We start from the raw sequence: 21,539 nt of genomic DNA on the forward strand, positions 1-21,539 counted from the left end.
TAATAAACCAGGCGAACTACAAGTTCATGCCTTCGCGAGCAGCGCTTCGACCTCCTTGAGGGTCGGCATGGACGGTGCGGTGCCTGGGCGGGTCACGGAAATGCCGGCGACCGCGCAGGCAAAGCGCACGGCCTCCAGCGGCTCGACGCCCTTTGCCAGAGCCGCGGCGAGACCGCCGTTGAAAGCATCGCCCGCGCCCGTCGTCTCGACCACCGGACCGGCACTGACGGCGCCGACATGTTCGGAGCGGTCCCTGGTGTGCAGCAGCGCGCCTTTTTCTCCGAGCGTCACGATGACGGTGCCGACACCCTTGGCCAGCAAAGCGTCGGCGGCGCGGCGGGCGTCGTCGACCGACGACACCTTGATGCCGGTCAGCCCTTCGGCCTCGGTCTCGTTGGGCGTGACATAGTCGCAGATCGTGTAGATGCGATCCGGCAGGCTGGCGGCCGGCGCGGGATTGAGAATGGTCGTCACCCCTGCCCCGCGCGCGATTTCCAGCGCTCTCAAGGCTGCGTCGATCGGCTGTTCGAGCTGGGTGACGAAGACGCCGGCGGACCGGATGAGCTCGGCATGCGCCTCGATGTCTGCAGGCGAGATGAGCATCGCCGCGCCCGGGCTGACGATGATGGCGTTGTTGCCAGTCCCTTCCTCGACGAAGATATAGGCAGCACCCGTATAGCTGTCCGGCGTGTCGATGACGGCGCTCTTCACGCCGGCAGCCTTCCAGGTCTGCTTGGCCATGTCGGCGAAGGCATCGACGCCGAGCCTCGTGAGGAAGGTGATGTCGGCGCCGAGCTTGCCGGCTGCGACCGCCTGGTTCGAGCCCTTGCCGCCCGGGCCGAGCTTGAAGGAATTGCCGAGGATCGACTCGCCCATGCGCGGCTGGCGGTCGGCACGATAGGCGGTGTCGGCGACGAACACACCCAGGATCACGACAGGCTTGGCGGCGGCCATGGTCTCACTCCGCATCCGGCGGCACGACGCCCTTGCGGAAGGCGAAACAGCCATAGAAGCGGCGCTCGCCGGTCTGGATCACGCAATAGGCCTTCTTGGATCGCTCGTAGAAGGCGTAGCGCTCGATCGAGATCATCGGCCAGGGTTTGCCCTCGGCCGCGTCGATCTCCTTCTGGACCTCCTTCTGCACCGGCGGGATCTCATTCGGCTTGCCGACGATCTCCATGCGCGCCGCCGCATCGTTGACGAAAGTATCCAGCGGATAGACCGACAGCACCGCCTTCACCACATCGGCCGCCGGCGCATCGATGCGCAAGAGCTTGCCGAGCACGGTTTGCCGCGCCACCGAATCGGACGGGAAATTGGTGTCGGCGATGATCAGGTCGTCGCCATGGCCCATCGCCCGCAGCGCCTGGAGCACATCGGCATTGAGCAGCGGATTGATCCCTTTGAGCATGGTTCCCTCCTGGAAGTCTGTGTGCGGCCTGGAGCAATTCCAGGAAAAGTGTGAGCGGTTTTCCGTCCGGAATTGCGTAAAGCTCTAAAGTCGCTTGCCGGTTTCGGCGTCGAAGAGGTGGACCTGGTCGAGACGCGGCCTGAGCTTCAGCGCATCGCCCGGCTTGAAGTCGTGGCGCTCGCGAAACAGCGCCACCATCTCGCCCTCGCCGAAGCGCACGAACACCAGGGTTTCCGAGCCGGTCGGCTCGACGACCGAGATGTTGGCGGCGACGCCGTCAGGATGGATCTCCAGGTGCTCCGGGCGCACGCCGTAGACGACGGCCTGACCGTCCTCGCCGGAACTGTTGGCGGGCATCGGAAAGGCTGTGCCGGCAATGTCGACGACCGGTCTCTCGCCCTTCCTCACCGTACCCTTGAGCAGGTTCATCGCCGGCGAGCCGATAAAGCCGGCGACAAACAGATTGGCGGGCCGGTCGAACAGTTCGAGCGGCGCGCCGATCTGCTCGATGCGGCCGTCGCGCATCACCACGATCTTGTCGGCCATAGTCATGGCCTCGATCTGGTCGTGGGTGACGTAGATCGTCGTGGTCTTCAGCCGCTGGTGCAGTTCCTTGATCTCGGTGCGCATCTGCACGCGCAGCTTGGCGTCGAGGTTGGAAAGCGGCTCGTCGAACAGAAACACTTGCGGATTGCGCACGATGGCGCGGCCCATGGCCACGCGCTGGCGCTGACCGCCCGAAAGCTGGCGGGGATAGCGCTTGAGATAGGGCGCGAGGTCGAGGATCTCGGCGGCGCGCTTGACACGTTCGGCGACGATGGCCGGATCGGTGCCGCGCAGCTTCAGCGCGAAGGCCATGTTCTGCTCCACCGTCTTGTGCGGGTAGAGCGCGTAATTCTGGAACACCATGGCGATGTCGCGCTTGGCCGGCGGCAGGTTGTTGACGACGCGATCGCCGATCGAGATCGTGCCGCCGGAAACCGTTTCCAGCCCGGCCACCATCCTGAGCAGCGTGGACTTGCCGCACCCTGAAGGGCCGACCAGCACGACGAACTGCCCGTCGGCGATATCGACGCTGACCTCATGCAGGACCTTGACGGTTCCGAACGCCTTGGCCACACTGCTGATCGCGACTTGAGCCATCGTCTCCCCTTTATCTTTTGATCTTTTGCGGTGAAGCTAGCCATTGCCAAGGGCAACGGCAAGTCGGTATCTTATAGATAAAAACCCAATCTTGTTGACAAGGTAATCGATTACGCCAAATAGTGGCGAGTGCCAATCCGACGCAGGCCTGTTACCCTGAGATCGGAGCTTCGGCGACGCAGGGTGGGGTCCCACGTCCCCGTATGATCGAGGAGAACCGAGAGACGTTTCCACGTCCGAGAGATTGGCACTTCAATTCAATCGCTGTTGTTCTGGGAGGAACCTGTAGATGAGAGTCGATCTGTATGAAAAACTGATGCGCGCCGGCGCGAGCCGCCGCGATGTGCTGAAGGGTGCTGCCTCGATGGCGGCAATCGCCGCCGCCTCCAGCGCCGGGCTCGGCGCACTGACGAGGCCCGCCGCGGCCGATGACAGCCTGCGGGCCAAGATCCTGCAGATTCCAGGCGTCGGCAAAGGCCAGCCGACCGATGCCGACTTCCAGAAGGTCGGCGAGCTCTGCCTCGAAGCGACAAAGGCCAATGTCAAGGAAGGCGAGTTCGCCGGCGTCGAGCTGACCTTCATGGGTCTTAACAACCAGAACCTGCACAACGTGCTGTTCCGCGGCTTCCTGAAGCCGTGGGAGGCCTATACCGGCGCCAAGATCAACTGGATTGACCTTGCGCAGGCCGACTACAACCCACGCCTGCAACAGGCGATCGCCACCAATACGATCGACTTTGATATCGTCGAGATGGGCGCGCCCTTCGAGGGCGATGTCTGCGGTAAGGGGCTGACTTCCGAGATGCCGGACTGGGTCAGGAAGCAGATCGATATGGATGACCTGGTGGCCTATCTGAAGCCTCCGGTCGGCACATGGAACGGCAAGCAGTATCGGGTGACCATCGACGGCGACACGCACAACTTCAACTACCGCACCGACGTGTTCGCCGACTCTGAGCTGGCGGCAGCCTGGAAGGCCGACAGCGGCGACAAGGCGGGCTTGACGGAATGGGGCGTGCCGAAGACATGGCAGCAGGTGCAGGCCGTAACCAAGTTCCTGAAGGGCAAGAAATTCAAGGGCCAGGACGTCTATGGCTATCTCGACGCGCCCAAGCCCTGGGGCGGTTTCGGCTTCTACTTCCTCGGCAGCCGCGCCTCCGCCTATGCCAAGCATCCCGATGACAAGGCCTGGCTGTTCGATGCCGACACGATGAAACCGCGCATCAACAATCCGGCCTGGGTGCGCGCCATCCAGGACGTGATCGATGCGCTGCCTTCCGAGCCAAATGATCAAATCAACGCCGATCCGAACACGACTGCCTTCCAGCAGTTCCTGGCCGGCACCGGCTCGATGATCCCGTGGTGGGGTGACGTCGGCTCGAACGTCAAGACCAATGACTCCTCGGTCATCGGCGACGTCACCGGCTTTTCGATCCTGCCGGGCTCCGACGATGTCTACAACTCCAAGACCGGCAAGTGGGACAAGCTTGCCAGCGGCCCGAACTATGCGCCGAACTGCGCCTATCTGGGCTGGGGCGTCTATGTCATGGCTCGTGTCGACAAGGACGAGAAAAAGAAGAAGGCCGCATGGTCGGCCGCCGCGCATCTCGGCGGCAAGGATTTGTCGCTGTGGTGCGCGGCCTATCCTTCGGGCTTCCAGCCCTACCGCAACTCCCATTTCAACATTCCCGAATGGGTGGCGGCAGGCTATGACGAGGCCTTCATCAGCTCGTATCTGAAGTCGGAGGGCGACTCTTACAACCATCCGAACGCCGCGATCGAGCCGCGCATCCCTGGCATCTTCCAGTACTACAGCGCCGCCGAGGACATCCTGGCCAATACCTTCGCCGGCAAGATGAAGGCGCAAGAAGGTGCGGATGCCATCGCTGCCGCCTGGGAGAAACTGACCGACCAGATCGGCCGCGAGAACCAGGTCAAGCTCTACAAAGCCTCGCTCGGCATGTAGGCTGTCTCGACCAAGTCGCGGCCCGGCGACACCTCGTCGCCGGGCCGCATATTTAGGCTGACTCGAAGAGGCGAGAAGCGTGGCTGAGCAGACTTCGACCGCGAATGCGTGGCCGGCAAATTCCACAGCGGCCGATCTGATCCCGCCCGGCCGCAAGCGCCTCGGCTGGGCACTGTTGACTGCCGCGACGCTCGTGCTGCTGGCGGCGATCGTGATGCAGATCCTCTACAAGACCGAAGTCGACACGGTCGGTTTCGACACCTGGCGCCCGGTCGTCTATGCCTATGTCCTGTGGGGCGCGGCACTCGGCGCCTGGCAGGTGCTGACGCGCGGCGAGGATGGGCAGCGCGCGCTGTTCCTTTTGCCGGCGCTGCTTTTCACCATCGCCATGGTGATCTTCCCGACGCTGTTCGGCTTCTACATCGCGTTGACCGACTGGAACCTCAGTTCGTTTACCGGACGCAGGTTCAACGGCCTCGACAATTTCTGGCAGATGCTCGCCGACCCCTATTACCGCAACGCGCTGCTTAACATGGTGCTCTATGTGCTTGCGGTGCTGGTCGAATATGTCATCGCCTTCGGCCTGGCGCTGCTGCTTAACGCGCAGATCAAGGCGCGAAAGTTCTTCCGCGTCGTCTTCCTTTTGCCGCTGATGCTGTCACCGGTCGCGGTGTCCTGGATGGTCGGCAAATCGCTGATGGAGTACCGGTTCGGGCCGGCGGCAACGCTGGCGCGTCACCTCGGCTGGGACAATCCCGCCTTCTTCTCCGACCCGATCACCGCCCGCATCTCGATCATGATGCTCGACGCCTGGACCTTCATCCCGTTCATGATGATCATGCTGCTTGCCGGCCTGCAGGCAATGTCGCGCGAGGTGCTGGAAGCCGCCCGCGTCGACGGCGCGACCGCGTGGCAGACCTTCTGGCAGGTGACCTTTCCGCTGATGCTGCCGGTGTCCGTGACGGCCGTGATCCTGCGTATCATCTTCAAGCTGAAGCTCGCCGACATCATCATCACGCTGACCTCCGGCGGCCCCGGCGGCGCTACCGATTCCGTGTCGAGCTTCATCTATCGCGAATATCGCGACCGCTCGAATGTCGGCTACGGCACGATGCTGGCCATGGCCTATCTGATCATCATCGTCGTGTTCGTGACCTGGCTGCTGAAAGTCGCCAGTCGCTTCGTGCGCAACGTCAACTGAGCGACACCATGAGCGTCCAGACCACCGACTACACCGTCTCCGAAATCCGCTCGCCGGCGGCTTTCCTCGCCAACCGCGTCTTCATCTATGGCGCGCTGGTGTTCTGGTCCTTCGTCTGCTTGTTCCCGATCTACTGGACGATCACCACCTCGTTCAAATCGGCGGTCGACGTCACGCAAGGCCATCTCATTCCCTTCGTCGACTTCACGCCCGACTGGAAGGGCTGGCGCTCGCTCGGCCTGTCGCCGGATTCGATCTTCCAGACGTCGACCGTGCGCGACGAGTTTTTCAAGCGTTTCATGAATTCGGTCATCACCTCGGTCGGCGCGTCGTCTCTCGCCATCATCATCGGCAGCCTCGCCGCCTATGGCCTTGTCCGCTACCGTTACAAATTCGCCTGGTTCAGGAACGAGGACATCTCCTTCTTCTTCCTGTCGCAGCTCATCCTGCCGCCGGTCGTGCTGGCGCTCCCCTTCCTGGTGCTCTACCGCGAAGTCGCCCTCCTCGATACGCGCATCGGGCTCGTGCTGCTCTACACGCTGATGGTGCTGCCGATCGTCATCTGGATCATGCGCGACCAGTTCAACTCGATTCCCGTCGAATTGGAGGAAGCGGCCTTGGTCGACGGCCTGTCGATCTGGGGCGCCTTCTTCCGCATCGTGATGCCGATCGCGCTGCCGGGTATGGTCGCCGCCTTCATCCTGGCAATGGTGCTGTGCTGGAACGAATATTTCTTCGCCGCGCTTCTGACGTCGACCGACGCCAAGACCATCCCCGTCATGGTGGCGAGCCAGACCGGCTCGCAAGGCATCAACTGGTGGTCGATGGCAGCCTTGGCAACCGCCGCGATCGCGCCGCTGGCGATCATCGGCATCGCACTCGAACGCTACCTGATCATGGGCATGACGGCCGGCTCGGTGAAGTAGCTAGACCTCTCCTTCCCCCGAGGCTACGGCATGCACACGTTTCCAAGCGGCTGGCCTTTGACGATAGCGTGCATGGCTGCTTGGCGCATGCATTGTCTTATGTAGCGCTGGTCGACCCCACTCCGTTTCGGCTTCGCCGAGCCACCTCTCCCCCGATCGACGGGGTAGAGGAAAGGCGCCAAGCTTTTTTGGCCTCAACGCTCGTCCAGCAACGCTCCCTTCCTTTCCCTCCGGAGGGGGGAAAGGTGGCGCTGCGAAGCAGCGACGGATTGGCGGAACCACCTGGCAATCAAGCCTCCGCCCGATCAGTCACGCCAGTCACGCAAGATGTGTGGATTCCCTAGGCTCCAACAAGGGGAGAGTGGGAAGCTAGGCTCGCAGGATCGCCTTTAAATGATCGAGGATCATGGCGACGCCGATCTTGCCGAGGCCCGCCGAGGCCTCCGCCGCGTCTTTCGTGTACCAGCCGGTGTTGTCGGCGTAATGCGTCTCGTCAACGGCCTCGGGGCACAGCGCGAGCATCAGCGAGGTTTCGCCTTTGCCGGCATGGTCGAACGGGTATTTGCCGTTCATCGCGGCCGGCATCAGCGGGTGCACCTGCACCCAGTTGAAGACATTCTCGCCCTGCGCATGGCCGGCATAGTAGTCCGCCATGGTGTTCGACCCCCACCAGCCCTCGCCGCGCTCCTTTTCCAGGAAACGGAAGATCGCCTGGCGGCCGGCAGTCTTGAAGGCGAGGTCGGTCGGCATGCCGGCCACGAAATTCTCGGTCTGGTGGTGGATGATGGCGTGGATGTTTCGGAAGCCGATGCGCAATAGCCCGTAGAACAATTCCTCCGCGAAGGGCGAAAGCACCGGGCCGCCGACCTGCACCGAGCCGCTGCCTTCCGGCGCCGCCACCGCATAGCTCGCAGCGCCGTAATAGAAGGGCGGCAGGATGACGAGGTCCCTCTCCTTCTCGATCAGCTCCACCGTCTTGATGACGGCTAAAGTGTCCATGCCGACCGCCATGTGCTCGCCATGATATTCGAGCACGCCGAGCGGCAGCACGACCGGCCAGTTCTCCTCGATTGCCTTGCGGATCTGGTGCGGCAGCATGAGCTCGTAGCGCATCCCCTACTCCATGTTGGTGTGCCGGGCGCGCATGGCTTCCGGCGTTGCATTGGTCAGCGCCTGGAGCTTCAGCCCCATGATCTCGAACAAAAGGAACAGCGCGCCTTCGAACAGCGAGCCCATCGGCAGCACCGAGCTTCTTGCCGCACCCTGGTCGCTGGCCATGGTCTGGGCCGGAATGACGAGCGTGAAGTCGGCGAGTTTCGCCGCGCTGCCTGTCGGCTCGGCCGTCAACAGCAGCACCTTCGCGCCGGCCGCGCGGGCGACCCGCATCAAGGTCAGCACCGTGGTGGTCTCGCCCGGCCCTGAACTCGCCAGGAAGACGTCCCCCTGCCCCAGCGGCGGCGTGGTCATGTCGCCGACCACGGAGACCGGCAGGCCGAGATGGTAGAGCCGCATGGCAAAACCCTTCACCTGCAGCGCCTCGCGACCGCAGCCATAGACGGCGACCCTGCCGGCGCCGGCAAGCATCTGGCAGGCGGCATCGATCCGAGCTTCCTCCGTGCGCGCCAGCACCGCGCCAAGCTCGTCCAGCGCGGTCGCGAACATCTCTGATCGGGCTTGCGTCATTGAGATCTACCTACGCTTGTCGCGGACTGGATTGCGAGCGCGAGTGGCCGCGCGTTTCCGGCGAAAGGCTTGTTTTTGTTCATGCTATCACCGCGAAAATCGCTGTCCAACGAGCCTCGGCACTTTTGCTGGGCCACGAGCGTGATAGTGTCATGTCAGACAAATCACTCCGGGACATCGTCAGACATGAAGACACGGCATTTCGACCGCATTGGCAATGGCGGCATCACCTTCACCGAGCTCGGCTTCGGCACCGCGCCGCTCGGCAATCTCTACCGTGCCATCTCCGACGAGGACGCCAACGCCACCCTGGAAGCGGCCTGGGCGGCCGGATGCCGTTACTTTGACACGGCACCGCTTTACGGCCTCGGCCTGTCGGAAACCCGCCTCAATCCTTTCCTGCGCGGCAGGAAGCGCGACGACTATGTGCTGTCGAGCAAGGTCGGCCGCATCATGCGCGTCGCCCCGCCGGACCAGCGCACCGGCATCGGCAAGTTCTTCGAGACTCCGTCGCGCCGGGAAGTCTACGACTACTCCTATGACGGCGTCATGCGCTCCTTCGAGGCGTCGCTGGAACGTCTGGGCGTGGACCGCATCGACATCCTCTTCGTCCATGACGTCGACATCTTCACCCATGGCAGCAAGGAAGCCTCGGATGCCCGCATCGAGGAATTCATGTCGTCCGGCTATTACGGGCTGCTTTCGCTGCGCGACCAGGGCGTGATCAAGGCCTTCGGCGGCGGCATCAATGAGTGGCAGGTCGCGCAGACGCTCGCCGAGCGCGGCGACTTCGACCTGTTCCTGCTCGCCGGCCGCTACACGCTGCTCGAGCAGGAGGCGCTTGAGAGCTTCCTGCCGCTTTGCCAGAAGCGCGGAATCGGCATCGTGCTGGGCGGCCCCTACAATTCCGGCGTGCTGGCGACCGGGCCGAAGCCTGGCGCCTTCTACAATTACAGCGAGGCCCCGAAGGATATCCTCGACCGCGTGGCGCGTATCGAGGCCGTCTGCAAGCGCCATGGCGTGCGTTTGATCGAGGCGGCGCTGCAATTCCCACTGCAGCATCCTTCGGTGATGTCGGTGATCCCAGGCGGCCAGCGGCCGGCCGAAGTGGAAAGCAACCGCGCGCTGCTCGACACCAAAATACCGGCGGCGCTGTGGGCGGATTTGAAGCAGGAAGGCCTGATGCGCGCCGACGCGCCGACGGCCTGAGCTGCCGCCCTCCATCAGCTGCAAAAAAGAAAAGCCGGGCAAGCCCGGCTTTTCTGCTCTTAAAGAAAAAGGTCTTAGTTGACCGCGTCCTTGAGGCCCTTGCCGGCCGAGAACTTCGGCACGGTGCGCGCCGGAATCTTCACTTCCGCGCCGGTCTGCGGGTTGCGGCCGGTCGAAGCAGCGCGTTTTGACACGGTGAAATTTCCGAAGCCGACAAGCCGGACATCGCCGCCCTTCTTCAGTTCGCCAGTGATCACGGAGAACACCGCATCGACGGCGGACTGAGCATCAGCCTTCGAAATGCTTGCGGAGTCGGCGACAGCGGACACCAGTTCGTTCTTGTTCATAAAAATTCCCTTCCATGAGAAAACCGGAACTTACGACTCATCCCGGCAGGAAACGGACTTTAGAAAGAAGCGTCCCGGAACCCAAGCCCAAAAACCGCGGAATTCCGGGCTTTTTTGCATTTTTTCGTGGCTTTTTCACATGAAAAAGCCGGGCTCGAAGCCCGGCTCTCTCTTTGTGCACTGCAACCTTAACTTTTGTTAGTGCGCCAGCGACTTTCCGGCATCGTCGCCGCTGTCGACCGGGGCCGGCGCATTAACCGGCTCGACCCACTCGATCGGCTCCGGCATCCGGGTGAGCGCGTGCGCGAGCACCTCGCCGACCCGCGAGACCGGAACGATCTCCATGCCGTTCTTCACATTGTCCGGAATGTCCGCCAGATCCTTGACGTTCTCTTCCGGGATCAGGACCTTCTTGATGCCGCCGCGCAATGCCGCGAGCAGCTTCTCCTTCAGGCCGCCGATCGGCAGGATGCGACCACGCAGCGTGATCTCGCCGGTCATCGCCACATCGGCCCGCACCGGAATACCCGTCAGCACCGACACGATAGCCGTGGCCATCGCGGCACCGGCGGACGGGCCGTCCTTCGGGGTCGCGCCTTCCGGCAAGTGGACGTGGATGTCGCGCTTGTCGAACAGCGGTGGCTCGATGCCGAAATCGATCGCCCTGGAGCGGACATAGGAAGCCGCCGCCGAGATCGATTCCTTCATCACGTCACGCAGATTGCCCGTCACCGTCATGCGGCCCTTGCCGGGCATCATGACACCTTCGATCGTCAGCAGCTCGCCGCCGACTTCCGTCCAGGCAAGACCCGTGACCACGCCGACCTGATCGTCGGCCTCGACCTGGCCGAAGCGGAAGCGCGGCACGCCAAGATAATCGGCGAGGTTTTCCGCCGTGATCTTCACCGTCTTCTTCTTCGTCCGCAGGATCTCGGTCACCGCCTTGCGCCCGAGCTTCATCAGCTCGCGCTCCAGGCTGCGCACGCCGGCTTCCCGCGTGTAGGTCTGGATGATGCCGCGGATCGCGTCCTCGCCGACAGAGAATTCGTTCGGCTGCAGGGCATGATCACGGATCACCTTGGGCATCAGGTGACGCTTGGCGATCTCGATCTTCTCGTCCTCGGTGTAGCCGGCGATGCGGATGATCTCCATGCGATCCATCAGGGGCGCAGGGATGTTCAGCGTGTTCGCCGTCGTCACGAACATCACGCTCGACAGGTCGTATTCGACCTCGAGGTAATGGTCCATGAACGTCGAGTTCTGCTCCGGATCGAGCACCTCGAGCAGGGCCGATGACGGATCGCCGCGGAAGTCCTGGCCCATCTTGTCGATCTCGTCGAGCAGGAAGAGCGGATTGGACTTCTTGGCCTTCTTCATCGACTGGATGACCTTGCCGGGCATCGAGCCGATATAGGTCCGCCGGTGGCCGCGTATCTCGGCCTCGTCACGCACGCCGCCGAGCGCCATGCGGATGAACTCGCGGCCGGTCGCCTTGGCGATCGACTTGCCGAGCGAGGTCTTGCCGACGCCGGGCGGTCCGACGAGGCACAGGATCGGCCCTTTGATCTTCTTCTGGCGGCTCTGCACGGCGAGATACTCGACGATGCGCTCCTTGACCTTGTCGAGGCCGAAATGATCGGCGTCGAGCACGTCCTGCGCATAGTTGAGGTCCTGCTTGACCTTGGAGTTCTTGCCCCACGGGATCGACAGCAGCCAGTCGAGATAGTTGCGCACCACCGTCGATTCAGCCGACATCGGCGACATCGACCGCAGCTTCTTCAATTCGGCTTCCGCCTTCTCGCGGGCCTCCTTGGAAAGCTTGGTCTTCTTGATGCGCGCCTCGATCTCGGCGGCCTCGTCGCGGCCGTCCTCGCCCTCGCCGAGCTCCTTCTGGATCGCCTTCATCTGCTCGTTGAGGTAGTACTCGCGCTGCGTCTTCTCCATCTGGCGCTTGACGCGCGAGCGGATACGCTTCTCCACCTGGAGCACGGAGATCTCGGCTTCCATGAAGCCCATTGCCTTCTCCAGACGCTCCTTCACGGAAAGCGTCGCGAGCATCTCCTGCTTCTCGGGGATCTTGATGGCGAGATGCGAGGCAACCGTGTCGGCGAGCTTGGAATAGTCGTCGATCTGGCTGGCCGCGCCGACTACTTCGGGCGAGATCTTCTTGTTCAGCTTGACGTAATTCTCGAAGTCGGTGACGACCGAGCGGGCGAGCGCCTCGATTTCGACCTCTTCCTCTTCCGGTTCGGCGAGCGCGGTGGCGCGGGCCTCATGGAAATCGGCGCGGTCGGTGAACGAGACGATCTTGGCGCGCGAGGCGCCCTCGACCAGAACCTTCACGGTGCCGTCGGGCAGCTTCAAGAGCTGCAGCACATTGGCGAGCGTGCCGATGTCGAAAATCGCATCGGGTTCAGGATCGTCGTCGGCTGCATTCATCTGGGTGGCGAGCAGGATCTGCTTCTCCTGACCCATCACCTCTTCCAGCGCCTTGATCGACTTTTCACGACCCACGAAGAGCGGAACGATCATATGCGGGAACACGACGATATCGCGCAGTGGGAGGACTGCGAAAACGCCGTCGCCGGAAGCCTTGGATATCTTGGCCATTGTCCAACCTTTCATGTCGCGGCCGCTTATTTTAGCCAACCGCGAATCTCATATTAACGACCGAGTGTCGTTCCGCCTACCACCGTTTGTGACGGGAGTTTTACAGCACAGAATTCGGCGCCTCGGCCTTCTGCTGTTAGGTGGATGCAGCCGGGGCAAAGATCAAGGGTTAACACGGTCGCTCGACCCGTTCCATCGCATATCCCTGCCCCGTTGACAGCAAAACGGCGCCACGCGGGCGCCGTTCCATAAAAATGACGGGTCCAGTGCCATTTCAGGCGCTGACATTGCCCTTCTTTTCCTTCTGCTCGGAATAGATGTAGAGCGGCCTTGCGTTGCCGGACACCACCTCTTCCGAAATCACCACTTCGCGCACGCCTTCCAGCGCCGGCAGCTCGAACATGGTGTCGAGAAGGATCGCTTCCATGATGGAGCGCAAGCCGCGCGCGCCGGTCTTGCGCTCGATGGCGCGCTTGGCGATCGCCGACAGCGCGTTCTCATGGAACGTCAGGTCGACATTCTCCATCTCGAACAGCCGCTGATACTGCTTGACCAGCGCGTTCTTCGGCTCGGTCAGGATCTGGATCAGCGCCGGCTCGTCGAGGTCTTCAAGGGTCGCCAGGACCGGCAGACGGCCGACGAATTCCGGGATCAGGCCGAATTTCAGCAGATCTTCGGGCTCGACCTGGCGGAACAGGTCGCCGGTGCGCCGATCCTCGGGCGAGGCAACGGTCGCGCCGAAGCCGATCGAGGTCTTGCGGCCGCGATCCGAGATGATCTTGTCGAGGCCCGCGAAGGCGCCGCCGCAGATGAACAGGATGTTGGCGGTGTCGACCTGCAGGAATTCCTGCTGCGGATGCTTGCGGCCGCCCTGCGGCGGCACCGAGGCGACCGTGCCTTCCATGATCTTCAGGAGCGCCTGCTGCACGCCCTCGCCCGACACGTCGCGGGTGATCGAGGGATTGTCCGACTTGCGCGAGATCTTGTCGATTTCGTCGATATAGACGATGCCGCGCTGGGCGCGCTCGACATTGTAGTCGGCCGACTGCAACAGCTTCAGGATGATGTTCTCGACATCCTCGCCGACGTAGCCGGCTTCGGTCAGCGTCGTGGCGTCGGCCATGGTGAAGGGCACGTCGATGATGCGGGCGAGCGTCTGCGCCAGCAGCGTCTTGCCGCAACCGGTCGGGCCGATCAAAAGGATGTTCGACTTCGCCAACTCCACGTCGTTGTTCTTGCCGGCATGCGCGAGGCGCTTGTAGTGGTTGTGCACCGCCACCGACAGCACGCGCTTGGCGTAAGGCTGGCCGATGACATAGTCGTCGAGGACCTTGAGGATCTCCTGCGGTGTCGGCACGCCCTCGCGCGACTTCACCATCGAGGTCTTGTTCTCCTCGCGGATGATGTCCATGCAGAGCTCGACGCACTCGTCGCAGATGAAGACGGTCGGGCCGGCGATCAGCTTGCGGACTTCGTGCTGGCTCTTGCCGCAAAACGAGCAGTAAAGGGTGTTCTTGGAGTCACCGCCATTATTGCCGACCTTGCTCATTTTTCTGTCCTTTCACCAACGCCCGCCGGTGGTCTGGCTTTCAGTGACGTCTCACCAATCTATCGCGGGAATCCGCCACCGCCAGTGTCCCGGCTCACACAGCGCGTTCCGTACGAAACACGAAATCAGAAAACGCGGCAATGATTCGCTGCAACCCCATTCAAAGCTAAGCCGTCGAAAATCAACATAGCCTTAACGTAGGCAATCCCGACGCCTGAGGGAACAGCCAAATGTGGCCGAAATGCCGCAAGGCGCGCCAAAACCGCGTTATGCCGTCATTTGCTGCTGATGTCAGGCCGAAGCAGCGACCGTCTCGGCCGCTTCGCGGCTCGAAATGACCTTGTCGATCAGACCGAAGTCCCTGGCCTCGTCCGCGGTCATGAAGTGGTCGCGGTCGAGCGTCCGCTCGATCTCCTCATAGCTCTTGCCGGTATGCTTGACATAGACCTCGTTCAAGCGGCGCTTCAGCTTGATGATGTCCTGCGCATGACGTTCGATGTCCGACGCCTGACCCTGGAAGCCACCGGACGGCTGATGGACCATGATCCGGGCGTTCGGCGTGGCGAAACGCATGTCCTTGTGGCCGGCGGTTAGAAGCAGCGATCCCATCGAGGCTGCCTGACCGATGCAGAGCGTCGACACGGCCGGCTTGATGAACTGCATGGTGTCGTAGATCGCCATGCCCGAGGTGACGACGCCGCCCGGCGAATTGATGTAGAGGTTGATTTCCTTCTTGGGGTTCTCCGCCTCGAGGAACAAAAGCTGTGCACAAACCAGCGTCGCCATCCCGTCCTCGACCGGGCCGGTGATGAAGATGATGCGTTCCTTCAAGAGGCGCGAGAAAATGTCATAGGCGCGCTCGCCGCGATTGGTCTGCTCGACCACCATCGGAACGAGGTTCATGTAGGTTTCAACGGGGTTCTTCATGGACTACCCTTGTTGGAGATGGATTTCCGGCACCTTGGTAGACGAGCAATGGCGCGGAATCGTTCTGGATCGGTTATGACCTAAATAGGATGCCGGCTCACCCTAGCGCAAGGTCGCCTCTCCTAGCCATCTGGTTAAGTCGAGTAAAGCGCTGCGGGCCTGAGAACCACGGTCGATTTGATCGCGCGAGACGGCTTCGGTCCTGGTTGGCCGGACGAAGCCATCCGCAAGGTAGCAATTCCTTAACCGCGCCGCTTAACGAAAAGCCTTGAAATCACTGTCCGACCCCGGACCTTCCGCTACAGTCCTGCGTTGTGAAGGCGTCCTTTTTCAACGGGGGAATGTCATGATCCGCAAACACTCCGCATCGCTGGCGGCGGTCGCGATGGTTGCCAGCGTCTCAGGAACCGCCGCTGGTGGCCGCGCGCTCGAATGCTACGAGCCGATCTACAGGCCGGCGCTCTATGACACCGTCTACGAGGATGTGATGGTGAGCCCCGGCGGACAGGTGGTCGATTACGACGCGCCGATCTTCGGCGCCTATCAAAGCGTGGACCAGATCGCGCCGCCGCGCGTCACCTATGAGACCATGCCGGCGGTGACACGCACGGTCTACCACACGGTCAAGGTCGATGATGGCGGCTATGCCTGGGAGTGGCGCGTCATCCATGGTCGCAAGGTGCTGTGCAAGGTCTGGCGCAAGGCCCGCTATGCGCGTGTGGCCGAAACGGTCGTGGTCCAGCCGGGGCGCGTCCGGCGCGTCGTTCAGCCGGCGGAATATGAAGCGGTTGCCCACGAAGTGCTGGTGCGGCCGCAGCAAGTCCGCATCCGGGAAATCCCGCCTTCCTATGGAACAGTGGCGCGCCGAGTGGTGGTGCGGGAAGGCTCGACCAGCTGGCGGCGGGTGCAAATTCCCCGGCATTGCCAAGATTAGGCGAAAACTCGCCTATCGGTTGCAGCCGGCCGGGCCGCGTTGCCGCGCACCGGCCGCATTTTGTTGCCGGCTTAGCCCAGGTCGATGTCGAGAATGGCCATCGAGAAATTGTAGTCGCCGTCGTCCTCGTCCTTGAAGACGATGCCGAGGAATTCGTCGCCGACATAGACTTCGGCCGAGTCTTCCTTGCGCGGGCGCGCCTTGACCTGCAGCTTGGGGTTCTGGAAGACGCGCTTGAAATAGGCGTCCAGCTTTCTAATTTCGTCAGGCTTCAAAAGTCTTCTCCGAAATGTCGGCCTTGTTCGTGGGAACGCGCTTCTGACACGCCAACAATGGCCATGTAAAGGCAAGCCGGCAGGATAACATGGGAGAACAGCCAGGCGGAACTGGCGACCCGTTCGGCCGCCAGCGGTAAGCGGTCGGTCAGATGTCGAAGCTGACCACGTGATCCATGCTCTGCGACGGCAGGAGCTGGTCCATCTGCCGCGAAGGCTGGTCGCAGCCGGTCTCGCCGACGACACGCGCGGGCACGCCGGCGACCGTCTTGTTGTGCGGGACGGGCGACAGCACCACCGAGCCGGCGGCGATCTTCGAGCAATGGCCGACCTCGATATTGCCGAGGATCTTGGCGCCGGCGCCGATCAGAACGCCGCGGCGGATCTTCGGATGGCGGTCGCCACTGGCCTTGCCGGTACCGCCCAGCGTCACCCCATGCAGGATCGAGACGTCGTCCTCGATGACGGCCGTCTGGCCGACGACCAAGCCCGTGGCGTGGTCGAGGAAGATGCCCTTGCCGATGCGGGCCGCCGGATTGATGTCGGTCTGGAACACGGAGGACGAGCGGCTCTGCAGATAGAGCGCGAAATCCCTGCGGCCCTGGTTCCACAGCCAGTGTGCCAGCCGGTGCGTCTGGATGGCGTGAAAACCCTTGAAATAGAGGACCGGCATGATGAAGCGGTCGCAGGCCGGGTCGCGGTCGTAATAGGCCTGGATGTCGACGCGAACCGTGGTGCTCCAATCCGGGTCGTCGTCCAGCATCGCCTTGAAGGTCTGGCGGATGAGGTCGGACCCGATGTCCTGATGTGCCAGGCGCTCGGCAAGCCGGTGGATCACCGCTTCTTCCAGGCTCTCTTGGTTGAGGATGGTGGAATAGAGGAAGGCCGCAAGCAACGGATCGCGGTTCACCGCCTCCATCGCTTCGTCCCGGATCGACCGCCAGATCGGATCGACCGGCTGCACCATGCTGGGGCGGGCAATCGTAATGCTGTTCATCGACGCTCTCCGGCCTTGCTCATTCTCCGGCGGCACATATAGGCCAGATCATAGCACGGTTGAACTCAATTTTCCTTAGTGATCGTTCAAATGGACCTGGTTCACGCAAATTCAAGCGACGATGGAAAACGAACCCTTGCTGGCGGATAGGCGCCGAAATGTCCTGCCTTCGGCGCCCGCCTGTCGAAAAATGGCCCCGGCTGCACCTCAAGGATCAGGTCGGCAACGTTGCGCCGGCGTGCTCGGCAACCATGTATTCGGCGTACCAGTCGGGCCAATTCTTGTCGTATTCCCCGCCGGTTCGCTTCTCGTGCTCACCATGGGCGGCCGCCGCCCGCCGAAGCGCGGCGGCAAGCTCGGCCGACGACGCGAACACCGTATCGCGCGCATCGACGCGGCCGGGTAACCGCTGGGTGATCTCCTGCAGCAGCCAGCCATTGCCGTCCGGATCGCTGAAGGTGACGAACGAGGAATAGCTGCGCCCCTCCGGATGCCGGCCCTTGATCGCCGGCTGGCCGGGGCCGTTGCGATGGAACACCTCGCTTGCCTCGACGCCGCGCGCCGCCAGTTCCGCCCGAGCCGCCTCAATGTCGGTCACAATCAGATAAAGCACTTTTGCCGAGCCGGGCGCCGCCGGCGTCAATCCCTTGCCGAAATGGATCGAGCACGGTGAGCCGGGTGGCGTGAACTGGACGACGCGGAACGTGTCGCCAACGACGAAATCAGCGTCGAGCCGCCAGCCTAGCCCTGCATAGAAATTCTTGGACCGATCGACATCCGAGACGGGGATGACGACAGCCTCCAGCTTCATGTCGATCGTGCCTGGTTTCGCTTTCTCGGTGCTGGTCATGCCAAACTCCTCCGGTTTGAGTGACGCGGCAGCTTCCAGCTGTCTTGTCGTTTGGTCAACCGCTCGCCGATGCCGGCTGGCGTTTGCGGCCGTGCTGGGCGACATTCTCCCTCGCTCGCGCCAAATGCTCCCTGGAAAGGCCAGCCATGCAACGATCCTTGATCGACGAAGCGCTAAAAAGCGAGCTTGCCGCGCTCTATAGCGCCGAAGATCGCCACTACCACGGCCTGGCCCACATCGAAGCGATGCTGGCGCTGGCAACCGAATACCGGCACCTTCTTGATGATCCGCAGGCCGTCGAGGCGGCGATCTGGTTCCACGATGCCATTTATGACAGCCGCGCCAAGGACAATGAGGCGAAAAGCGCTGAACTGGCCGAGAAAAGGCTCGCCGGGCGCGTCGATCCTCGTCGCCTCGCCCGCATAGCGGCCATGATCAACGCCACCGCCACGCACCAGCTGCCGCCTTTGCGCGATTCGGACGCGGTCAACGATGCCGCTCTTCTGCTCGACATGGATCTGGCGATCCTCGGCGCCGAACCTGCGGTCTTCGATGCCTATGAGAAGGCGGTCCGGCTGGAATATGGCTGGGTGGAAGAGCCGATGTGGCGCGCCGGCCGTGCTTCCGTCCTGCAGAACTTCCTCGCCCGTCCGCATATTTTCTACACGCAATCGTTCCGCGATCGGTTCGAGGCAAGGGCACGAAAAAATCTGGAGCGCTCGCTGGCTTCGCTGCAGCCGAACAAAGCCTAGTCTGGAAAAGTTTCCATCCGTCGCGCATAGGCCTTGAAGCCGGCGCGCTCATAGACCGCCTGAGCGGCCGGGTGGTCATGCGTATCGGTGTGAAGCCAAACCCACTCCGGCCGATGCGACCACGCCGCGCGCAGCACCCGGTCGAGCAGGAACGGCCCCAGCCGCTTTCCTTGAAAGGCCGGGACCAGCCCGAAGTGAACGAGCTCGATGGCCGTCTGCCCGACATGGTTGAACTCGCAGAAGCCCGCGGCCTCGCCACCGAGGCGCAGCACGTGGATATGCGTGGCATCGTCGGCGAGCCGCATTTCGAGTTCCGCTTCCGCCATGCGCAGCCGCTGGTCCCATTGCACCGGTCCGCCGACCGCGCGGCAGAGATCGAGATAGAAGGAAAGATCGAGCCTTTCGCGCGCCACGATGGCGCCGGGCAAAGGTGACGCGCGCAGCACGCCCTGGGGCGGCGCGGACATCTCCATATAAGTGACGAGAAGATCGACCATTGTCCGGCGGAGAGCGAGTGCGCTCAGAGCGGGTTTTCGGCGTAGAATTCGAGCACGCGCTGCTTGAAGCTCTTGTCGCCGACGGCGAGCATGTGGTCGCGGCCCTCGATGTGGAACGCCCTGGCGTTGGGCATCAGGGCGGCGAGCTCGTCCGGCGAGCCGCCGATATCGTCCTTGGTGCCGACCGCGATCAGCGTCGGCTGGGTAATGCGCGCCATATCGTCCTCGCTGAGCAGCTCGCGCGAAGTTGCAATGCACGCCGCGAGAGCCCGCCTGTCGCTGCGCGTCTGGTCGGCGAAGGCGCGGAAGGAGCGGCCGCGCGGATGCGTGTTTTGCGAGGGGTCCTCCGCCAGCAGCGCCGCCGCGATCGGATCCCAGTCGCCGACGCCGTCGACCATGCCGATGCCGAGGCCGCCGAACACCAGCGTCGCAACCTTCTGCGGGTTGGAGAGCGCCAGGAAGGCCGAGATCCGCGCGCCCATAGAATAACCCATGACATGGGCGCGTTCGATGCCGAGGTGAGCAAGCAGCGCGGCTGCATCGGAAGCCATCTTGGCCGGCGTGTAATCGGCCTCGTCATAACTCTTCGACGACGAGCCATGGCCGCGATTGTCGAAGGCAATCGCCCTGTAACCGGCGTCGTTCAGCGTCTTGAACCAGCCCGGCGAGACCCAGTTGACATAGTGGCTGGAGGCAAAGCCATGGATCATCAGCACCGGGTCGCCCTGTCCCGAGGCCGGCTGGCGATCGAGATAGGCGAGTTCGAAACCGTCATGCGAAAGGAATTGCATCGGCTGCTTTTCAGTTGGATTGGGCGCCGATGGCCGGATGGCGCAAAAGATCGCCTTCCTTAATGCCGTCCCTGGCGGCGGTGCCTGCCTTCAACTCAAGCACGAAGCGCACGGGCTGTCCGGGTGAGATGATCGCCTCGGACTCGGGCTCGCCAGGCTTGATCGCCTTGATCCGGCCGTCCTCGCCGACAAAGACGAGGTCGAGAGCCATCGGCGTGTTCTTCATCCAGAAATCCACCTCGCCGGTTCTGTCGAAGACGAACAACATGCCGTGATCGTCGGCCATCGTCCGGCGAAACATCAATCCCGCTTCACGTTCGGCGGAGGTATCCGCGATCTCGATGGAGAAGGAACGCTCGCCCGAACCGGTCGACACTATCAGCGGCGTCCGGTCGATGGGCAGCAGCATCGCATCCGCCGAACTCGGCTTCGCAGCCATGAAACAGGCAGCGAAAACGATCGCGGCGCAGAGCGCGCCCGCAGTCAGCCAATTGCGATGAGCCATGGGGTACCTCGTCCAGACGCTCGTCCTAAACCATGATCCGCGGAAGTGGAACCGGTTTTCGGACAAGATAGTCACGTCGCGGCAAAGGGCTCTTCGACTGCGTCGAGAAACCCTTAATGCGAGACCGACAAGGTACCCATATCGGGGTGGATTTCGGCGGCCATAAGGCCTTTGTCGCCGCGTCCGAAGCGCACCAGCACGACCTGGCCGGGCCGGAGCTCGGTTATGCCGTAGCGCCGCAGCGTCTCCATGTGGACGAAGATGTCTTCCGTCCCCTCGCCCCTGGTCAGGAAGCCGAAACCCTTGGTGCGGTTGAACCACTTGACCAGAGCCCGCTCGAGGCCGCTCTCCGGGCTGACGGTAACGTGGGTGCGCTGCTCCTGCTCTGCCGGGTGCACCGCCGTCGAGGCATCCATGGACAGGACGCGGAAAGCCTGCAGCCCGCGCTCGCCCTGTTTCACCAGGCAGACGACCCGCGCGCCCTCGAGCGCCGTCTGGAAGCCGTCCTTTCGAAGACAAGTCACATGGAGGAGGATGTCACCCGAGACGCCGTCGTCCGGAAGGATGAAGCCGTAGCCCTTGGCCACGTCGAACCATTTGATAGCCCCGGCGATTTCGACAAGCTCGGCGGAGTCGCCGCCATTGTCCCGCTTCAAGGCGTCGTCAAGGCTTCCGTCCCGCCTCGTGAAAGAGGCTTTTTCCCCCATAAGAATGCCCCCTTTTCAAATCGAACTGCAACTGATTCTTGCCGAGAGATTAACACTGCGGCTTCCGGGGTGTGCAAGGGCTGACGTGCCTTTTTTCACCGTTCAGCACCGGAAAGGCTGAAATGTTGTTTGCCGGCGCGTCCCGAAGACGATTGGCGAGGCCTCACAATCGACTCCGCCGCCGCAATTGTCGGACGATTGCCCTTTTGCCGGGTGGCTCCTATGGTGCCCGGCAACCCCAACAAGCCGAGGAAGCCGC

The 21,539-nt window shown here is 62.6% G+C and carries 22 protein-coding genes; 6 read left to right on the forward strand and 16 right to left on the reverse strand.

Annotated elements, in window-relative coordinates; translation table 11 throughout:
* Positions 1–24 precede the first annotated feature (24 nt).
* The 3 genes from rbsK to ugpC all read right to left on the reverse strand — a co-directional run bounded on the left by rbsK (position 25) and on the right by ugpC (position 2,554).
* The gene (gene rbsK / locus EN852_RS09500) at positions 25–954 is read right to left on the reverse strand and encodes a ribokinase (protein ID WP_127875233.1); all 930 of its coding nucleotides are present in this window, start codon (positions 952–954) and stop codon (positions 25–27) included.
* A gap of 4 nt (positions 955–958) precedes the next feature.
* Complete coding sequence (locus EN852_RS09505; protein ID WP_127875232.1) at positions 959–1,411, reverse strand: RbsD/FucU family protein; 453 nt, start codon at positions 1,409–1,411, stop codon at positions 959–961.
* Positions 1,412–1,495: 84 nt separating this feature from the next.
* Positions 1,496–2,554, reverse strand: a complete 1,059-nt coding sequence (gene ugpC / locus EN852_RS09510; RefSeq protein WP_127875231.1) for a sn-glycerol-3-phosphate ABC transporter ATP-binding protein UgpC — start codon at positions 2,552–2,554, stop codon at positions 1,496–1,498.
* Between the two features lie 289 nt (positions 2,555–2,843).
* Here ugpC and EN852_RS09515 point away from each other — a divergent pair, with 289 nt between their 5' ends.
* The 3 genes from EN852_RS09515 to EN852_RS09525 all read left to right on the forward strand — a co-directional run bounded on the left by EN852_RS09515 (position 2,844) and on the right by EN852_RS09525 (position 6,647).
* The gene (locus EN852_RS09515; protein ID WP_127875230.1) at positions 2,844–4,520 is read left to right on the forward strand and encodes a sugar ABC transporter substrate-binding protein; all 1,677 of its coding nucleotides are present in this window, start codon (positions 2,844–2,846) and stop codon (positions 4,518–4,520) included.
* A gap of 79 nt (positions 4,521–4,599) precedes the next feature.
* Complete coding sequence (locus EN852_RS09520) at positions 4,600–5,721, forward strand: sugar ABC transporter permease (protein WP_127875229.1); 1,122 nt, start codon at positions 4,600–4,602, stop codon at positions 5,719–5,721.
* 8 nt (positions 5,722–5,729) lie between these two features.
* Complete coding sequence (locus EN852_RS09525; RefSeq protein ID WP_127875228.1) at positions 5,730–6,647, forward strand: carbohydrate ABC transporter permease; 918 nt, start codon at positions 5,730–5,732, stop codon at positions 6,645–6,647.
* Between the two features lie 369 nt (positions 6,648–7,016).
* Here the strand turns inward: EN852_RS09525 and EN852_RS09530 are convergent, their stop codons facing one another.
* Positions 7,017–7,760, reverse strand: coding sequence for a creatininase family protein (locus tag EN852_RS09530; RefSeq protein ID WP_127875227.1), 744 nt, complete (start codon positions 7,758–7,760; stop codon positions 7,017–7,019).
* A 3-nt stretch (positions 7,761–7,763) separates the two neighbouring features.
* A complete protein-coding gene (locus tag EN852_RS09535; RefSeq protein WP_127875226.1) occupies positions 7,764–8,330 on the reverse strand; it encodes an SIS domain-containing protein in 567 nt (188 codons plus the stop codon).
* A 186-nt stretch (positions 8,331–8,516) separates the two neighbouring features.
* On the opposite strand from EN852_RS09535, the gene EN852_RS09540 reads away from it, so the two are divergent.
* Positions 8,517–9,539, forward strand: a complete 1,023-nt coding sequence (locus EN852_RS09540; protein WP_127863711.1) for an aldo/keto reductase — start codon at positions 8,517–8,519, stop codon at positions 9,537–9,539.
* Positions 9,540–9,613: 74 nt separating this feature from the next.
* Here EN852_RS09540 and hupB read toward each other — a convergent pair whose 3' ends face one another.
* From hupB to clpP, 4 genes are all read right to left on the reverse strand, one after another.
* Positions 9,614–9,886 carry a DNA-binding protein HupB gene (gene hupB / locus EN852_RS09545; protein WP_027166452.1) on the reverse strand — a complete coding sequence of 91 codons (273 nt, stop codon included), beginning with the start codon at positions 9,884–9,886 and terminating at the stop codon, positions 9,614–9,616.
* A 198-nt stretch (positions 9,887–10,084) separates the two neighbouring features.
* Positions 10,085–12,496: an endopeptidase La gene (gene lon, locus EN852_RS09550; protein ID WP_095818721.1), complete on the reverse strand. Its 2,412-nt coding sequence runs from the start codon at positions 12,494–12,496 to the stop codon at positions 10,085–10,087.
* Positions 12,497–12,770: 274 nt separating this feature from the next.
* A complete protein-coding gene (gene clpX / locus EN852_RS09555) occupies positions 12,771–14,045 on the reverse strand; it encodes an ATP-dependent Clp protease ATP-binding subunit ClpX (RefSeq protein ID WP_040969491.1) in 1,275 nt (424 codons plus the stop codon).
* Positions 14,046–14,336: 291 nt separating this feature from the next.
* The gene (gene clpP / locus EN852_RS09560; RefSeq protein WP_127863709.1) at positions 14,337–14,972 is read right to left on the reverse strand and encodes an ATP-dependent Clp endopeptidase proteolytic subunit ClpP; all 636 of its coding nucleotides are present in this window, start codon (positions 14,970–14,972) and stop codon (positions 14,337–14,339) included.
* Between the two features lie 346 nt (positions 14,973–15,318).
* Between clpP and EN852_RS09565 the strand changes: the two genes are divergently transcribed.
* Entirely contained in the window at positions 15,319–15,906 is a 588-nt protein-coding gene (locus EN852_RS09565; RefSeq protein ID WP_127875225.1) for a hypothetical protein, read from the forward strand.
* A gap of 71 nt (positions 15,907–15,977) precedes the next feature.
* Here EN852_RS09565 and EN852_RS09570 read toward each other — a convergent pair whose 3' ends face one another.
* The 3 genes from EN852_RS09570 to EN852_RS09580 all read right to left on the reverse strand — a co-directional run bounded on the left by EN852_RS09570 (position 15,978) and on the right by EN852_RS09580 (position 18,028).
* Entirely contained in the window at positions 15,978–16,181 is a 204-nt protein-coding gene (locus EN852_RS09570) for a DUF3126 family protein (protein ID WP_042644432.1), read from the reverse strand.
* A 148-nt stretch (positions 16,182–16,329) separates the two neighbouring features.
* Positions 16,330–17,178: a serine O-acetyltransferase gene (gene cysE, locus EN852_RS09575; RefSeq protein ID WP_127863707.1), complete on the reverse strand. Its 849-nt coding sequence runs from the start codon at positions 17,176–17,178 to the stop codon at positions 16,330–16,332.
* Between the two features lie 214 nt (positions 17,179–17,392).
* On the reverse strand, positions 17,393–18,028 hold the full coding sequence (locus EN852_RS09580) for a VOC family protein (protein WP_127875224.1): 636 nt from the start codon (positions 18,026–18,028) through the stop codon (positions 17,393–17,395).
* 146 nt (positions 18,029–18,174) lie between these two features.
* Between EN852_RS09580 and EN852_RS09585 the strand changes: the two genes are divergently transcribed.
* On the forward strand, positions 18,175–18,780 hold the full coding sequence (locus tag EN852_RS09585; protein ID WP_127875223.1) for a hypothetical protein: 606 nt from the start codon (positions 18,175–18,177) through the stop codon (positions 18,778–18,780).
* Here EN852_RS09585 and EN852_RS09590 read toward each other — a convergent pair.
* The 4 genes from EN852_RS09590 to EN852_RS09605 form a co-directional block, all read right to left on the reverse strand.
* A complete protein-coding gene (locus EN852_RS09590) occupies positions 18,777–19,277 on the reverse strand; it encodes a GNAT family N-acetyltransferase (RefSeq protein WP_127875222.1) in 501 nt (166 codons plus the stop codon). The genes EN852_RS09585 and EN852_RS09590 overlap by 4 nt on opposite strands.
* Before the next feature lie 23 nt (positions 19,278–19,300).
* Complete coding sequence (locus tag EN852_RS09595) at positions 19,301–20,068, reverse strand: alpha/beta hydrolase (RefSeq protein ID WP_127875221.1); 768 nt, start codon at positions 20,066–20,068, stop codon at positions 19,301–19,303.
* Between the two features lie 10 nt (positions 20,069–20,078).
* Positions 20,079–20,573 carry a DUF192 domain-containing protein gene (locus EN852_RS09600; RefSeq protein WP_127875220.1) on the reverse strand — a complete coding sequence of 165 codons (495 nt, stop codon included), beginning with the start codon at positions 20,571–20,573 and terminating at the stop codon, positions 20,079–20,081.
* A 113-nt stretch (positions 20,574–20,686) separates the two neighbouring features.
* Entirely contained in the window at positions 20,687–21,280 is a 594-nt protein-coding gene (locus EN852_RS09605; RefSeq protein WP_126064639.1) for a cold-shock protein, read from the reverse strand.
* Positions 21,281–21,539 lie beyond the last annotated feature (259 nt).

Source organism: Mesorhizobium sp. M2E.F.Ca.ET.209.01.1.1, assembly GCF_004010375.2.
In the GTDB taxonomy this organism is placed as follows: Bacteria; Pseudomonadota; Alphaproteobacteria; order Rhizobiales; family Rhizobiaceae; genus Mesorhizobium.

Coding starts and splice junctions, on each gene's coding strand:
- rbsK (WP_127875233.1), bottom strand. CDS start 954: ATGGCCGCCGCCAAGCCTGTCGTGATCCTGGGTGTGTTCGTCGCCGAC.
- EN852_RS09505 (WP_127875232.1), bottom strand. CDS start 1,411: ATGCTCAAAGGGATCAATCCGCTGCTCAATGCCGATGTGCTCCAGGCG.
- ugpC (WP_127875231.1), bottom strand. CDS start 2,554: ATGGCTCAAGTCGCGATCAGCAGTGTGGCCAAGGCGTTCGGAACCGTC.
- EN852_RS09515 (WP_127875230.1), top strand. CDS start 2,844: ATGAGAGTCGATCTGTATGAAAAACTGATGCGCGCCGGCGCGAGCCGC.
- EN852_RS09525 (WP_127875228.1), top strand. CDS start 5,730: ATGAGCGTCCAGACCACCGACTACACCGTCTCCGAAATCCGCTCGCCG.
- EN852_RS09530 (WP_127875227.1), bottom strand. CDS start 7,760: ATGCGCTACGAGCTCATGCTGCCGCACCAGATCCGCAAGGCAATCGAG.
- EN852_RS09535 (WP_127875226.1), bottom strand. CDS start 8,330: ATGACGCAAGCCCGATCAGAGATGTTCGCGACCGCGCTGGACGAGCTT.
- EN852_RS09540 (WP_127863711.1), top strand. CDS start 8,517: ATGAAGACACGGCATTTCGACCGCATTGGCAATGGCGGCATCACCTTC.
- hupB (WP_027166452.1), bottom strand. CDS start 9,886: ATGAACAAGAACGAACTGGTGTCCGCTGTCGCCGACTCCGCAAGCATT.
- lon (WP_095818721.1), bottom strand. CDS start 12,496: ATGGCCAAGATATCCAAGGCTTCCGGCGACGGCGTTTTCGCAGTCCTC.
- clpX (WP_040969491.1), bottom strand. CDS start 14,045: ATGAGCAAGGTCGGCAATAATGGCGGTGACTCCAAGAACACCCTTTAC.
- clpP (WP_127863709.1), bottom strand. CDS start 14,972: ATGAAGAACCCCGTTGAAACCTACATGAACCTCGTTCCGATGGTGGTC.
- EN852_RS09565 (WP_127875225.1), top strand. CDS start 15,319: ATGATCCGCAAACACTCCGCATCGCTGGCGGCGGTCGCGATGGTTGCC.
- cysE (WP_127863707.1), bottom strand. CDS start 17,178: ATGAACAGCATTACGATTGCCCGCCCCAGCATGGTGCAGCCGGTCGAT.
- EN852_RS09580 (WP_127875224.1), bottom strand. CDS start 18,028: ATGACCAGCACCGAGAAAGCGAAACCAGGCACGATCGACATGAAGCTG.
- EN852_RS09585 (WP_127875223.1), top strand. CDS start 18,175: ATGCAACGATCCTTGATCGACGAAGCGCTAAAAAGCGAGCTTGCCGCG.
- EN852_RS09590 (WP_127875222.1), bottom strand. CDS start 19,277: ATGGTCGATCTTCTCGTCACTTATATGGAGATGTCCGCGCCGCCCCAG.
- EN852_RS09595 (WP_127875221.1), bottom strand. CDS start 20,068: ATGCAATTCCTTTCGCATGACGGTTTCGAACTCGCCTATCTCGATCGC.
- EN852_RS09600 (WP_127875220.1), bottom strand. CDS start 20,573: ATGGCTCATCGCAATTGGCTGACTGCGGGCGCGCTCTGCGCCGCGATC.
- EN852_RS09605 (WP_126064639.1), bottom strand. CDS start 21,280: ATGGGGGAAAAAGCCTCTTTCACGAGGCGGGACGGAAGCCTTGACGAC.